This window comes from Shewanella sp. SG41-4 (genome assembly GCF_014164505.1).
GTDB lineage: Bacteria > Pseudomonadota > Gammaproteobacteria > Enterobacterales > Shewanellaceae > Shewanella.
The window spans coordinates 1-13,523 of the sequence record NZ_JACJFI010000101.1 but is presented as its reverse complement, the minus strand read 5'-3'; the positions used below and the strand labels follow the sequence as shown (position 1 = coordinate 13,523).

The window sequence follows — 13,523 nt, the reverse complement described above, 5'->3', positions numbered from 1 at the left end:
AAAAAATTCCTGATAAAAGCATGTAAATAGAACATATTAATTTCGCCCCCCATGGGGGTGTTTCGTATTTAAAAGTTCGACTCATTTATAGTTAAAACCAATACTAGAGAAATATATAGGCATAATGACGCCCCACTAAAGATGCAGCTCCCCTATTAATCTTGAGTTAGCTGTGAAGTGGCACACTAATTTTGGCCACCAGACGAACTGACGTAAATATCAATCCTACGTCACAGCCAAATACATCCAGCCTTAACCTGTCTTTAAATAGGTAATGCCCCTAGGAAATTAGCCGAGCTATAATTAACTCATGAGTGGTGGGACTCCGAATTATGAGGATATTCCTCATAGCAGCGCGGCGGCAGGCTGAGGTTAAATATCTCCAGCTACCCCGATAATGCAAGAATTGCCACTACTTAATCGCATTTCTTAACCATGGACCAATAAAGTTGGCAGCATTCAACATTATTGAAAAATGATTTTCTTTATCCACTATTTCAATTTTCTTGCTAGCGTCTTTGCCACTGTATTTTTCTGCGAACATAGTGACTTTTGATGGATCAAACGCCTCATCTTGCATTCCTATCCATAAGCCAAATTGATGTATATCAGATAATTGAGAGTCAGGTGAATGAGGGGTCACAGCGTTCGACATATTAACAGTGTTAAACGGGACAATTTCAGGGTTATCTCTTAACACAGAATCTGGAAAATTGAATGTTACTGCTTTTGAATGACCGAAAAATAAACCACCGCTCATCGTATTTATGACAAAGTCAGAGGTTTTTACTGTAGAAAACTCGAAGCGTTTACTCTCACCAGCATCGTAATTAGTTTCTGAACGATAACCAAAATATGGCGCTAGAAATACATAGCCATCAATCTCAGCTCTTTGATCCCAACTAGAATAATTTAGCGCTAAACCAGCACCACTTGAGTGACCACCAACAAATAGAGGAAGATTTGGGTATTTATCACGAGCAACGTTAACCATTGTATTAATGTCAGACCACACTTGTTCAACCTTTGGAGTATCACCTCGATTTCCGCCAGATCCTCCATGGCCTCGTATGTCTGGCATATATACCGCGATATTAAAATTATCACGTAAACCCGTACCGATGTGATTGTAGCTAAGGCCGCTATGAGCACCTGCGCCATGATAAAAGATTAAAATTGCTTGGGGCTGTTTTGGCAGATAAGCACGATAGGCCAAGGAGACATCATCACTTGCCTGTATATAATTAATAGGCTGTAATGGTTTTTTAGGGGCATTTTTAATCTCAGCAAGTGAGAAAAAGTCATTAGTACTTTGCTCATCAGAGCTAGCGTGCACATTATTTACAAGAAAAGTAAATAATAGTGTTATCAAAGCCTTCATCGCTATGGGTTTAAAGTTCATTAATTAATAGTTCCTTAAATAAAACCTTTTCAAAGTGAGAATTTTCTATTCGCTCAGCCATAAAGTGCATAGATGATTTGTACAACTAATGTCGCGATATAGCGTCGCTGCAATTTGCGACTTAAGTCACAGCGTAAATCTTTAAAAAAAATGGCTTTTTTCGGTTTTTTTATTGAACTTTAATACTGCAATTGAGTGCGCCTCTGTTATCAAAGGAAATAACTCGGTAAACATTGATTCTGTCGGATTTAATATTTGAACCCATGACATCCAACCATAAATAGGATGCATCATAAGCTTATTTTCGATTGTAAAATCATGTTCAGCATTAACTGTAGAGCCTTTAGCCGGCCTTTTCGGCTTATCACCAAACAGTCGTTCATAACTATTCTTACTTATACCGAAACTTAACCTATAAACACCTGTCCTATCAAGATTTGAACATTTATCATTGTCTCCATCTTTTTTTTTGATAGTGCAAAAGTAAACCCCGTTGGGAAGAACTTTACCGGGATTATAAAATAATGATGTTTCTCCCCAACTTGATTTCGGGACTAGCCCATCGAACGCGGAAACAATTTTTTCAATGATACTTTCAGGTTGCATGGTACTCCCTTGTGATTGCTAACTAGCCTTTAGAACTACTCGCTTTTTAAACAATTTGTGATTAAACTAAACAAAAACTTGCTTATCTTAATTATTCAATTAAAACCTTTTTTGATAGAAAATATTCATTACACATAATGATGAGTATAATTCCCAAATGCGCTCGTATCACAAGACTTATTTGCTCTGCCATCAATTATTTTGAGCTAATGTATGCTCACAAAAATGACGACATCATCCTCTAAAAAGTCGTATGAATAAACCGTCTGGGTTTCAAATATAACGACCTGCATGAATATCGCCAGACTAATGAAAATGGTTACTCTCCGATACAGCGACCAGACCGGTACTCCTGACAATAAGCTCCGGTCTGATTAATCGTGGCAATTTTTCGTCCTAAAAGCGATCCTGCAAAACCAAGGTGCCGCACATATCAACACCGATAGACGTCCAACAGATTTCGACATGCTCTGCTTCGCTGCTGAGTAAGCCCCTAATTTCATCAAAGTTAATTTCATTGATTTTATTGCCGTTTATGTTGGTAACCACATCGCCTAGGGCAATCTTGAGTGCCTTTAGGCCAGCGGTCTCCCCTAAACCCTTTACTAATCCGCCATTTCTATGCGGCTCTAGTTGCAAACCACTTCGGTCAATAAAGGTTTGAGGGTTAAACTGTATATTCTTTTTCAGAGCTAAGTAGCCATTTTCATAATTGAAAACCACATCAAAATTTCGCAGCAGACCACTACCAATTAAGCCAATACCATTGTCGTCTTCGAAGTCAGATAGATCATGCACTGCGATATTTTCAAAGCTTGTGCCTGCTATTTGAAAATAATTAATCCGGCTAGTTTTTACCGTATGCTCACCATTAAAATTCTTGGTATTACTTTCAAAGTAGGAAGATGGAAAATTAAAGTCGGTCGCAAGTAACGAATTAATGTATAGATAATCGGGAGCGCCAGTATCTACAACTAAATCATAATGGGCTGGCTGCTCTTGCTGGTTGGGTATTGCACCAGAAATGTAAGGGATTCGGCCATGAATAGCCATGGGTAACTTTACCCACTCAGTTGATGTTATAGCGGTCGAACTATCTCTAATAAAGGTAACCGTTTTGTCTGCATAATTGATACGAGTCATGTATCGATTGAGAATATCAAATCCAATAGCACCATCAAAGTAAGCTTCATCATAAGAGCCAAATAAAGGAGATTGATCGATGGGGACCTGAATAATTGTCATTTCCGATAACGTTATCTGACCAATAGCAATCACCGCATCGTTGACTACATTAACTTTACGACCTTGCAGATCTATTTGCATCTCAAAAGACAGTGGCTGATCTTTGGTATTTTCAGTGTCAAACAATACCGTCGCCGCGGCCCCTGAGTCGAGCGCAAAGCGCAAATCTTGCTGACTGTTTATGGCTATTTTTATGATAACGTGACCGTCATGCCACTCAAATGGTACGGTGAAACTGCTATCTGCCCCATGCCAGTCTTGCTTGGCAAATTGATTACCGCTTTGCAAGTTAATCAGCCCAGTGGCACCGCAACCAGCGAGTAAAATGATTACCAGGTGTAAGAAGGATAGCTTTGCAATACGCTTTGAACATTTAGATTTCAATTTTGACGACTCTCTAATAATGACATATCAACTGTGTTATAAAATATTACGTGAAGCCATGGGCATTTTATAGAACGATATTGCGGCGATTGAGGCTATAAATACGCCGGTAAAATCGCAATATCGTTCTATAAGTTACAGGTTTATCAACTATATTGGTCTTCACTAAACCAATTCAAATTGAAGTTGTTATGAATCGAAAATTAAATGTCTCAGATTGCTTCGATATGTTTTCAGACACCTTTACCCCAAAAGTACTTTTAGATGTTAACGATTCTAGGATTATGCTAGTCAAAATTATAGGCGATAAGATACCTTGGCACAGCCATGCTAACGAAGATGAGTTATTTTGGGTAATGAAAGGAAATATCATTGTGCACACTCGAACCGAGTCGGTGCATCTCCGCTCTGGAGAATTGTACATGGTAGCGAAAGGAATAGAGCACAAAGTGACTACAAATGAATTGGCCCAAGTGTTGTTGATTGAATCAAAGTCATTTAAGCATACTGGCGTAACTGAAAGTGATATAACTCAAGACGCTTTTGAATATTTGCTAGAAAAATATAGCTAAATCCTCACCATCTATTGAGTAATAGCAACCAAAGTACATTAACACTATGACGACTAAAAAATCGAGTAATTGGATCAAAACAGCTGAAGGCGAAACGCTTCGTATTGAGGCACATTTGGCTGGCTTTGCTTTTGCTCCGCATCGACATGATACTTACACTCTAGCATTAACAACCACTGGCGTGCAGTGCTTTAATTACCGAGGAAGTTTGCGCTATTCTTTGCCCGGCGAAGTGCTAGTTTTACATCCTGATGAATTACATGACGGAATTGCTGGAACAGATGCTCCTTTCGGTTATCGAGCAGTTAACATTGATCCCGTCGACGTGCAAAATATTTTGCATGGGCATCATTTGCCATTTTTACCTAATGGCGTGACAGGCAAACCATGTTTGGTCGATATTGCACAGAGATTCTTGACTGAATTCCAACGGCCACTAGAGCCGTTAGAATACCAAGACCTTATCTATGATTTTGCCATGGCCTTACAAAAAGCAACGACAATACATCACAAGCACACGACTGCCAATTATCACGCAATTAAGATGGCTAGAGAATATATCGATGACTCGCTAGATAATGACATAACATTGGATCAGTTAGCCACGATTACAGGCTACAGTAAATGGCAAATCACTCGAGATTTTAGAACGTTGTTTGGCACCAGCCCTTATCGATACTTAACCTTAAGACGTCTTGAAAAAGCCAAGTCACTTATGTCGCAAGGAATACCCATTGCGCAAGTTGCGCAAGATTGTTTTTTTTCAGATCAAAGTCACTTTACTCGTCAATTCAAGAAAAGTTTTGGTACAACACCCAATATTTGGAATAAGTTGTGCGACCTCAAAAAATAGACATTGTTAATTCTAATTTTCTTGTTTTTGTATAAATCTACTTTAAAAAGCAAGTATTAGCGTAGGAGAAGCGTTACTCGACTTTTAGCAAAAGCTAGCAACTCTTGAGAAAACAGAGCAATAACTTGAAGCCCTTTTTATCCAAGAAGGGTTTGAACAAAGAAAATTAAGACACTATTTAGAAATCAAATTGATCACCGCTTAAGTATTAGCGGATTTACATTATTTGGAATAATTAATATAAGGCTCAAAAAAAATAAGACTGTTAGTGGTTGAAGACAACATAGATATTCAGCGTAATATTGCTAGTTACCTGGAATGCTTTTTTGCACTAGACTTCGCACACAATGGAGAAATTGGCTTGTCCTTAATGTTAAATCAGGAGTTTGATGTCATTATATTAGATGTCATGTTTCCAAAGTTAGATGTCTTAACTGTCTGTCGTAGATATCAAGAATATGCGAGCGTTATTTCACCTATACTGATGCTGACTGCTCGCGACACCATAGTCGATAAAGAATTGGGCTTTTGTGCAGGAGCTGACGATTATTAAATTAGACCATTCTCAATGCGTGAACTAAAGTTACGCATTGAAGCCTTAGCTCGTAGACCAAAGCGGTTTAATACCAGAACGTTTATATTGGAATGACTCTAAAACCGTGGCCAATTTAACTTGACCACTTGTGTGTTCTCATTATTAAGTATTGTTTTATTTGATTTTGAATATTTATTGTTAGAAAATGAGTTTTCTGTTTTAGCACAAAAGATTGGCAACACAGAGGATTTTAAACAGCAAACAAATGGCTCTATCCCAGAGTTGGACACCCGATGGTATCGCGGTTACGGGCACCTCCCAACCTGGATACAAGAAAGAGTTTCAATTCATAAGCTTGGAGCAATTGAATTATTTACCGACAAAGATGGGCACTATCACATGTTTTCTCTACGAGATGAAAGCAGCGATAAGTTTTATCTTGTTTTAGACACATCAAGTTATTTAATTAGCAAGGTGTCCAAAAGTGTTGGTACGGATCACTGTCATCCGTATATGATTTAAGATCATCAAAGTCGAACAGTCGTCGCTTGGGAATTGTTAATCATATCTATTAGCAGTATTTGCTTACTATCAATCCTGCTGTAATGAGCATTGACTAATTAACTGTCAATATTTTCAGCTAACCGAGAATAGTTATACATCGCGCTTGATATTTTGTATAAACTTAAACGCTACTTCGTATTTGGAATCGAAAATTGAGTTTACGCTATCGCTCTGGTGAGTTCATCATCCATCCCAAACACCATCTCATTGAATCTGATGGACAGCAAACTCAAGTCCGCTCAAAGGTATTCATGTTGATGCTGCTGTTACTTGAACATCGCGATGAAGTACTCAGCAAAGAGTTTTTGTTGGCTACCATTTGGGACGATGTTGAGGTTGACGAGCAAGTGTTGTTTCAATCTATACGCGAAATTCGAATATTATTTAGCGATTATATTGTTATCAAAACCCATCCCCGTAAAGGTTACCGTTGGATTGCCGACATTGAAGTATTGCCAGAAATAAAAGCAACATCTATATCAGAAACAACACGTCCAAATAAAAAACTAACATTAGCTTGGTTCATCACTGCCATTATTGTCGTTGTTTTAATCTTCAGCTTAGCTTATTGGTTTATTGCTCACTCAAAGCAAAATCAATTTAAAGGCTCTGTGGTGGTGTTACCGGTGAAGAGTTCTATTGTGGATGGCGATCATGGCTGGCTTTACCTTGGCGCGATGGATCAGGTTATTTCTCAATTGGCCTCTGATCAAAATGTTGCGGTAATGCCGACAGATTACGTACTTGAAATAATGAAGCGAGCTGCATTGCCGCGAGACTATACCAATGAACAAATCAAGCGAGTCTTTGAGGTGTCTGGTGCAAAAATCGTTGTTGAAAGTGAATTCTCAGGGGCAGTGCAAGAGTATCGTTTAGCGTATAAGTTTTACTTTGAAGACCATGTAAAGCGTGGCGTTATTTTTAGCAATAGTACTGCTTCGGCGCTGACAGAGCTTGCACAAAAGATCACAACATACACTGGCCAGCCATTAAAAGCGTTACAGCAACACGCTAACTTAGACTTTAATAATGAACTTTTAGCTAGAGCGCTGGATTTAAGTAACCAAAATAATTTTGCTGGCGCAAGCCAATTACTTAGCAGCTTAACGGCGCTGGAACCTAGCAATATGCTGGCACACCGCTTATTGGCGCAAACTTATATTCTTCAACAACAATTTGACTTGGCAGAGCAGATTATTCTTACTGCAATCGAAAAGCCTGTAGCAAATAATTCGCCTGAATTAGCGCGGCTGTATTTTAACTTGGCATCGATTCAGGCACTACGTGGCAATTTTACCTTGGCACAATCGACTTTTATGAAAGTTGATGTTTTAGCACAAAAAAACAATGATTGGCTTTTTCGTGCTTACACGGCACAACAAATGTCGGCCATACAACAGCGCTTAAAAAATTATCAAAGTGCACAATCATTTTTGGATTTAGCATTGAGTTACCATAAAGTCATTCAATGCCCCGTAGGTCAAAGTCAAACTTGGTTGCAAATGGCCAAGTTATCTCTCGATCAAGGCAATACCCTTCAGGCTAATCAATATTTAACTCAAGCAGAGCAGTTAATAAACCAACGGCAGCTTGAAGGCTTAGCAATGGAAACTAGCGAATTCAGAGGTAAACTAAATAAAATTCAGATACTTGATAATATTTGAGAAAGCTTGAGTAGCTATTAAGCTTTGTGTGGAACATTATGAGTAATGTTTTTTATGACACATCACAGAGCGTCCACATGCACCGACTAATTCTTATTGCATTATGTTTATACTCGTTCACGACAGCAGCGCACAGTGCTATCGAACAAGAAGTTCAGGTTACGCCCGAACAGCAAAAAGAGCTTCAAGCCATTAAATTGGTACTAGAAACCTTTCGTTTGTCTATTATTGATAAAGATAAAGATCGCTTCATTGCACTATTCTACGCCGAAGATATTCCCTGGTTAGGGGTATTTTCTGATACTAGTTTGCAATTTATTCAACAAAAACACCCCCAAATACGCCAAGTAGCCAAAGATACGTATTCAAATTTTATTGATGGGATTGTCAAAAACCCACAATCTATTGAAGAAAAATTTTGGAATATCACCATTCAAACTGACCAGTATATTGCCAGCGTTCATTTCGATTATAGCTTTCACCTCGGCGATTATAAATCTAACTGGGGACAGGAAGCTTGGCAATTGATCAAAACAGAGCAAGGCTGGAAGATCAATTCAGTAATTTGGACAATGATTGCCAATCAGCAGCCACCCCATCAAACAACAGATAAAAAGCCCATGAATAACGGTTAACACCACTAGCAACTGTATAAGGTTTTAACACTGATAAGTTAACAACAGATATGGAAAATTTGATGAACATGATTTTTATAATAATGGCATGTCTATTAATGACAGGATGTAATTCACTACAGACCATTGATGCAAGAAACCAACAGCACAGCCCCCATAATAATGCTGATATTACAGCTACATTAACATCATTAATGGATAAAGAATGGCGCCATGGCAGCCCAAATTGTACAACTAACAGCGACCCTACCTTTGACGTATTTACCTACAATTCATCAAGTTATATTTTAAGGCAAAATAAATGTCTGAGTTTTGAGGCGCCATTTATCTATTTGTTGTTTGGTGATGAAACCTTGCTAGTTTTAGATACCGGGGCCACCAAGGAGCCCTTAGACTTTGCGTTGTATCAAACCATTGAGTCAATAAACAAAAAAGTATCTATGCGACAGGGTATTCCAACAAGAAAGTTATTGGTGGTTCACTCTCATAGCCACGCAGATCATTATGCTGGTGATCAACAATTTGTAACACAACCAGATGTCACTTTAATTGAACCTAATGAAAAAGCGATGAGAGCATATTTTAATTTTAGCCATTGGCCAAACGGCGAGGCAAAGCTTAATTTGGGAGGAAGAGAAATAACTATCCTGCCAACACCTGGACATCAAGAAGAAGCCATATCTATTTATGATGAGCAGACTAAATGGTTATTAACCGGTGACACCTTTTATCCAGGCGTGTTGTTCGTTAAACACTGGCAGGATTTCAAGCAAAGTATCAGTCGCTTAGTCATATTTGCTAGCACTCATGAAGTTAGCGCGGTATTGGGGGCTCATATTGAAATGACCAATACACCCGGCGAATATTATCCCATTGGAACCGTTTATCAACCTAACGAAGCACCATTAGTTCTATCACTAGACTCCCTAAAAACATTAAACAATGAACTGGTAAAAGTAGCAAAACCAAGTGAGCTAATCTTTAACCAGTTTATTGTAAAGCCAATGAATACCGCACAAAAAACCTTGAGTAATATTGCACGTTGGATGACTCAATAACCGTAAACAAGCCAGCTAGTAATACACTATTGATTTAAAGGAATAAAATGAAATTTATAGAGAATATAATTAACCGACAACCATTACTGAGCTCGCTCGCGTTGGTTACCCTATGCATTAGCTTAATGGCGTCGGTAAAAATAGCAGATGGACTGAGTCCGATGATGATGGAAATTAGCATCACTCTAATGCGCTTTTTAATTTCATTAGCTTTGTTAGCTATGTTATTAAAATTAGGCGCGGGTAAAGAGGCCCTCATCACCACCCCCTTTAAATTGTGGGGTAAACGCTGGTATTTAGCCTTGTTACCAATTTCGATTATCGTCTTAATGAATGCTTTAGGGGTTGAATTTGCGTCGCTTGATTTTTCAGCTAGCAAGGTAACTCTCTGGGTATTTAGCAACATCGGTATTGGCTTCGTTGAAGAAATGATGATGCGAGGTGCTGTGTTTTATATTCTTTATAAAGCATGGGGCAGTAGTAAAAAGGGGGTATATGCAGCGGTTTTGGTACAAGCGTTGATTTTTGGCTTAGCGCATTACTCTAATCTGCGCGATATGTCATTTATTGATGTGACCTTCATGGTGGTGAATGCCACGCTAATCGGCATTGGTTTTGCTGGGTTAATGTTAGTCACTAGAACGATTTGGTTACCTGTAGTACTACATAGTATATTCGATATGATCGCAAGGATGAACGAGCTTTTAGTACCTGGATTTGAAAATGCTAAATCAACGCCGCTAGAGCAACAAATTATCTCAGTTATTATTGTCTTTCTATTCGTCGCTTTACCTGGTTTATTGTATACCAGAAAAGCAATGTCCATTAGAGTCTGGAATTAAAATGCGTTAGCCAAGAGGTTGTTACCAGTGCAAGATCATGAATATTTCTTAGTCAGTTATAAATAAAGTAATTGGCCTGCTGAACTGTCTAAGATCTCATGGTCTTTTTTAAGGGATATATACGAATGTTAACAGCATCCAACAACTGACGTGGTTTAATTGATACGACTAACCCAGTTAAGACATAATTGATTTAACTGGAGATTCAAATGAAAGCACGTAAATCCTATTCAAAAGAATTCAAGCTTGATGCCATTGCACTAGTAAGAGAGCAAAATTACAGTATTGCTGAAGCCGCTAGAAATTTAGAGGTGACTCCTCAAACTACTCGGTCGCTGGATAAAAGAAGCAGAAAATGATGATGGCCATGCATTTAGAGGCAATGGCAAGCTGACTCCTGAGCAGGAAGAGATCCGCAAGCTAAAGACACAAGTAAAGCGCTTAGAAATGGAGCGTGAAATATTAAAAAAAGAGACGGTCTTTTTTGCCAAAGAAACGAAGTAAAATACGCGTTTATTGCCCAAAATAAGAAGATCTGACCTGTGATATTAATGTGTCACGTGTTGGGTGTGAAAAACAATAATTACTACAGCTATCAAAAGCGAAAGTCTCTGGCACCTGTTGATACAGAGCATCAAGAGATATTATTGCAGTGGGTGAAGAATATTGCCGAGTTTAGCGATAACACCTATGGACAAAGACGCGTTCAAAAGCCATGGATTCACTTGATTACCCTGTTGGGCGTAGGAAAACAGCGAAACTGATGAAAGAAGCAAACGTTTGGGTGCGCTATAAAAAGAAGTACAAAGCAACAACCAACAGCGACCACAAGAAGCCTATATATGAAAATGAGCTTGAACAGGATTTTGATGTTCAATGCGCCAATCAAGCGTGGGTTAAGATATTACGTACATATGGACGGCTGAAGGATGGCTGTATCTAGCAGTCGTAATCGATCTCTATTCCCGTAATGTTGTTGGTTGGAGTATGGGCAGCAGAATGAAAGCACAGCTCGTTTGTGATGCGCTAACAATGGCTATATGGCAACGTAAACCTAAAGCTGGATTGATAATACACTCAGATCAAGGCGTTCAATATGCGAGCCATCAATATAGACGAATACTGAGGCTGCATAAGTTTTTCGGCAGTATGAGTAAAAAAGGATGTTGCTGGGATAATGCAGTAGCAGAAAGCTTTTTCGGTAGCTTGAAGCAGGAACGAGTTCATTGGCGCAATTATCGGACGCGCTATGCACAGCTCAACAAGATGTCTTGAATTACATCACGATGTGGTACAACAGCCAACGGATGCATTCATACCTCAATTATCAAAGTCCTAATGAATTTGAGCGTATGGGTAAGCCGTTAAAAGAAGTGGCTTAACGAACTTAACTAGGGTAACCGAATTCAGTTGACCAGGTCATAAGTTTTTAATAGATATATAATTATCTTCTGAGATTGAAAATTGTTTATGCTTAAGTAAATTGTTCTTAAGTTGTTTTGCAAATCGAGGATTGATCTGGTTATTTGCATCTTGCATCTACACTAACCTAAAGGCTGTACAAGAAAAAACTACCGCAAAAAGCAAATTCCTACAACATAAAACATACCGATAAATATGGATGTGGCATCGGCCAAGTTTAACTGGCGATTTATGCCTTGCAAACAGCGCAACGCAAAATGCTAAAACATTATGCATTAAAATTAAAGGATGTAATAAAATGACAACTCTTATCATTGGGGCAAGTGGTGCTACAGGTATGCTACTCGTTGAGCAACTACTTCAACGTGGGCATGACGTTAAAATCATCGTGCGAACAGCAAATAGTTTTCTCGAATCAATCAAAAACAATAAAAATGTCACCATAATCCAAGCAAGTATCCTTGATCTTAGCGACGCAGAAATGACACAACACGTAAAAGGATGTATCTCTATAGCTTCATGTCTTGGTCACAATATGAGTTTTAAGGGAATCTACGGGAAACCTCACAGACTTGTAACGGATTCTACTCGAAGATTGTGTAGGGCTATCAAGGAAAACGATCCGAAAGTACCCGTCAAATTTGTGTTAATGAATACTACAGGAAACAGTAACCGTGATTTATCTGAAAAAATATCATTTGGCCAAAAGTGCATAATCTTGCTTCTCCGTTTTCTACTACCACCTCACATTGACAACGAACAGGCGGCAGATTTTCTTCGTACAGAAATCGGTCAAAATAATAAAGTAATTGAGTGGGTAGCGGTTCGCCCAGATGGCTTGGTTGATGAACGTGAAGTTACTGAATACGAGATACACCCATCACCAACAAGAAGTGCCATATTTGATGCTGGCAGGGTCAGCAGAATTAATGTAAGTTCTTTTATGGCGGAACTCATTACAGACCAAGATCTGTGGATGAAATGGAAAGGGCAAATGCCTGTGATTTATAGCAAAGCGAGTATATACCCATGATCAATGAAGGTGCTTGATTTCTTGACCAATGAGGATCATCATTTCAGTCATAAAAAACATCAAATTGACCATTGAGCAGAAAATAGATCTTGAAGCCCTTCACGATGTGAGTCGAGATGGACGTGTTCGTGACCGAATTAAAGCGGTTCTACTGCGTTCTGAAGGTTGGTCAACACCGATGATCGCTCAGGCATTACGACTTCATGAAACGAGTATTGTTAGGCATATTGATGACTACGTTAGTAAGAACAAGTTAGCGCCCCAAAATGGTGGGTCACAGCCTTATCTAAGTGAAGTGCAAACCGATGAGGTCATTGCTCATTTAATGATAAACACCTATCGTTGCTCTTATGAAATTATCGAATACATATGGAAAACCTATAAGATCCGTTTCTCCATTTCTGGATTAAATAAATGGCTTCATCAACATAATTTCAGCTACAAATATCCTAAAGGTGTCCCTCATAAGTTTGATGAAGAAAAGCAAGCTGACTTCATTGAGAAATATACCCATTTAAAATCACAAGCTGTTGATGAACCGATATTATTTATGGATGCGATGCATCCAACCCAAGCGACAAAAGTAAGTTGCGGCTGGATAAAAATAGGCCATGATAAATCGATAGAAACCACAGGGAGTCGTACTCGAATAAACTTTATTGGTGCGATTGATTTAAATAACTTAGCCGCAGCTCAAGTGAAACGTTA

13 protein-coding genes and 1 pseudogene are annotated in these 13,523 nt (G+C 38.7%); 11 read left to right on the top strand and 3 right to left on the bottom strand.

The window, feature by feature from the left end; genetic code table 11:
* Positions 1 to 412: 412 nt before the first annotated feature.
* The 3 genes from H5202_RS11215 to H5202_RS11205 all read right to left on the bottom strand — a co-directional run bounded on the left by H5202_RS11215 (position 413) and on the right by H5202_RS11205 (position 3,637).
* Positions 413 to 1,402 (bottom strand): alpha/beta hydrolase, encoded by a 990-nt coding sequence (locus tag H5202_RS11215; RefSeq protein WP_182772147.1) that lies wholly within the window; start codon positions 1,400 to 1,402, stop codon positions 413 to 415.
* A gap of 141 nt (positions 1,403 to 1,543) precedes the next feature.
* Positions 1,544 to 2,008, bottom strand: a complete 465-nt coding sequence (locus tag H5202_RS11210) for a DUF6194 family protein (protein ID WP_182772146.1) — start codon at positions 2,006 to 2,008, stop codon at positions 1,544 to 1,546.
* A 396-nt stretch (positions 2,009 to 2,404) separates the two neighbouring features.
* The gene (locus H5202_RS11205; RefSeq protein ID WP_182772145.1) at positions 2,405 to 3,637 is read right to left on the bottom strand and encodes a hypothetical protein; all 1,233 of its coding nucleotides are present in this window, start codon (positions 3,635 to 3,637) and stop codon (positions 2,405 to 2,407) included.
* 191 nt (positions 3,638 to 3,828) lie between these two features.
* Here H5202_RS11205 and H5202_RS11200 point away from each other — a divergent pair, with 191 nt between their 5' ends.
* The 11 genes and pseudogenes from H5202_RS11200 to H5202_RS11150 all read left to right on the top strand — a co-directional run.
* The gene (locus H5202_RS11200) at positions 3,829 to 4,209 is read left to right on the top strand and encodes a cupin domain-containing protein (RefSeq protein WP_182772144.1); all 381 of its coding nucleotides are present in this window, start codon (positions 3,829 to 3,831) and stop codon (positions 4,207 to 4,209) included.
* A 46-nt stretch (positions 4,210 to 4,255) separates the two neighbouring features.
* Positions 4,256 to 5,062 (top strand): helix-turn-helix domain-containing protein, encoded by an 807-nt coding sequence (locus H5202_RS11195; RefSeq protein ID WP_182772143.1) that lies wholly within the window; start codon positions 4,256 to 4,258, stop codon positions 5,060 to 5,062.
* A gap of 268 nt (positions 5,063 to 5,330) precedes the next feature.
* On the top strand, positions 5,331 to 5,615 hold the full coding sequence (locus tag H5202_RS11190; RefSeq protein ID WP_220493844.1) for a response regulator: 285 nt from the start codon (positions 5,331 to 5,333) through the stop codon (positions 5,613 to 5,615).
* A gap of 132 nt (positions 5,616 to 5,747) precedes the next feature.
* Positions 5,748 to 6,119 (top strand): hypothetical protein, encoded by a 372-nt coding sequence (locus tag H5202_RS11185; protein WP_182772142.1) that lies wholly within the window; start codon positions 5,748 to 5,750, stop codon positions 6,117 to 6,119.
* A gap of 194 nt (positions 6,120 to 6,313) precedes the next feature.
* A complete protein-coding gene (locus tag H5202_RS11180) occupies positions 6,314 to 7,825 on the top strand; it encodes a winged helix-turn-helix domain-containing protein (protein WP_182772141.1) in 1,512 nt (503 codons plus the stop codon).
* A 38-nt stretch (positions 7,826 to 7,863) separates the two neighbouring features.
* Positions 7,864 to 8,460, top strand: coding sequence for a nuclear transport factor 2 family protein (locus H5202_RS11175; protein WP_182772140.1), 597 nt, complete (start codon positions 7,864 to 7,866; stop codon positions 8,458 to 8,460).
* Between the two features lie 62 nt (positions 8,461 to 8,522).
* Positions 8,523 to 9,518 (top strand): MBL fold metallo-hydrolase, encoded by a 996-nt coding sequence (locus H5202_RS11170; RefSeq protein ID WP_259397283.1) that lies wholly within the window; start codon positions 8,523 to 8,525, stop codon positions 9,516 to 9,518.
* A gap of 47 nt (positions 9,519 to 9,565) precedes the next feature.
* The gene (locus tag H5202_RS11165) at positions 9,566 to 10,360 is read left to right on the top strand and encodes a CPBP family intramembrane glutamic endopeptidase (RefSeq protein WP_182772139.1); all 795 of its coding nucleotides are present in this window, start codon (positions 9,566 to 9,568) and stop codon (positions 10,358 to 10,360) included.
* Positions 10,361 to 10,569: 209 nt separating this feature from the next.
* Positions 10,570 to 11,742 (top strand): annotated as a pseudogene (locus tag H5202_RS11160) (IS3 family transposase).
* Between the two features lie 338 nt (positions 11,743 to 12,080).
* The gene (locus tag H5202_RS11155; RefSeq protein WP_182772138.1) at positions 12,081 to 12,815 is read left to right on the top strand and encodes an NAD(P)-dependent oxidoreductase; all 735 of its coding nucleotides are present in this window, start codon (positions 12,081 to 12,083) and stop codon (positions 12,813 to 12,815) included.
* A gap of 64 nt (positions 12,816 to 12,879) precedes the next feature.
* Positions 12,880 to 13,523 (top strand): IS630 family transposase (locus H5202_RS11150; protein WP_182772137.1); only part of this gene is annotated, 644 nt, incomplete at its 3' end.